This window comes from Variovorax sp. P1_H12_2, from assembly GCF_056405335.1.
The window spans coordinates 1-1,611 of record NZ_JBFUCI010000706.1; the positions used below are offsets into that span (position 1 = coordinate 1).

A 1,611-nucleotide genomic window follows, 5' to 3' on the forward strand; every position below is an offset into this window, starting at 1 on the left:
AAGATCACGGTGGACGAAGATCACGGTGGACGTGAAGGGCGAGATTCTGGAGCTCAAGAACACCATCAACACCATGGTGGACCAGCTCTCGTCTTTTGCATCCGAAGTAACGCGAGTCGCACGCGAGGTGGGCACCGAGGGCAAGCTGGGCGGGCAGGCCGATGTGCAAGGTGTAGCCGGCACCTGGAAGGATTTGACCGATTCGGTCAACTCCATGGGATCTAACCTSACCGGCCAGGTSCGCAACATTGCCGARGTSACSACSGCCGTGGCGGCCGGTGACCTGTCCAAAAAGATCACGGTGGACGTGAAGGGCGAGATTCTGGAGCTCAAGAACACCATCAACACCATGGTGGACCAGCTCTCGTCTTTTGCATCCGAAGTAACGCGAGTCGCACGAGAAGTGGGTACTGAGGGCAAACTGGGCGGGCAGGCCGATGTGCAGGGCGTAGCCGGTACCTGGAAGGACTTGACCGATTCGGTCAACTCCATGGGCTCCAACCTGACCGGCCAGGTGCGCAACATTGCCGAGGTGACCAAGGCCGTGGCGGCCGGTGACCTGTCCAAAAAGATCACGGTGGACGTGAAGGGCGAGATTCTGGAGCTCAAGAACACCATCAATACCATGGTCGACCAGCTGCGGTCCTTTGCCTCTGAAGTGACGCGGGTGGCACGAGAAGTGGGCACCGAGGGCAAGCTGGGCGGGCAGGCCGACGTGCAGGGCGTGGCCGGTACCTGGAAGGACTTGACCGATTCGGTCAACTCCATGGGATCTAACCTGACCGGCCAGGTGCGCAACATTGCCGAGGTGACGACGGCTGTGGCGGCCGGTGACCTGTCCAAAAAGATCACGGTGGACGTGAAGGGCGAGATTCTGGAGCTCAAGAACACCATCAACACCATGGTGGACCAGCTGCGGTCCTTTGCCTCTGAAGTGACGCGTGTGGCGCGCGAGGTGGGTACCGARGGCAAGCTGGGCGGGCAGGCCGAYGTGCAGGGCGTGGCYGGYACCTGGAAGGACTTGACCGATTCGGTCAACTCCATGGGCTCCAACCTGACGGCGCAGGTGCGTAATATTGCCGAAGTGACGACGGCTGTGGCGGCCGGTGACCTTTCGAAGAAGATCACGGTGGACGTGAAGGGCGAGATTCTGGAGCTCAAGAACACCATCAACACCATGGTGGACCAGCTGCGGTCCTTTGCCTCTGAGGTGACGCGGGTGGCACGAGAAGTGGGTACTGAAGGCAAGTTGGGCGGGCAAGCCGATGTGCAGGGCGTTGCCGGTACCTGGAAGGATCTGACCGACAACGTCAACTTCATGGCCGGTAACCTGACATCACAGGTGCGAAACATTGCCGACGTGACCAAGGCCGTGGCAGCCGGCGACCTCTCCAAGAAGATCACGGTGGACGTGAAGGGCGAGATTCTGGAGCTCAAGAAYACCATCAACACCATGGTGGACCAGCTTCGGTCCTTTGCCTCTGAGGTGACGCGGGTGGCACGAGAAGTGGGTACTGAAGGCAAGTTGGGCGGGCAAGCCGATGTGCAGGGCGTTGCCGGTACCTGGAAGGATCTGACCGACAACGTCAACTTCATGGCCGGTAACCTGAC

The 1,611-nt window shown here is 60.2% G+C and carries 1 protein-coding gene; it reads left to right on the forward strand.

What is annotated here, in order from left to right; genetic code table 11:
- Positions 1 to 1,611, forward strand: a 1,611-nt coding sequence (locus tag AC1D2K_RS34405; RefSeq protein WP_478094878.1) for a HAMP domain-containing protein, incomplete at both ends; no start/stop codon positions are given.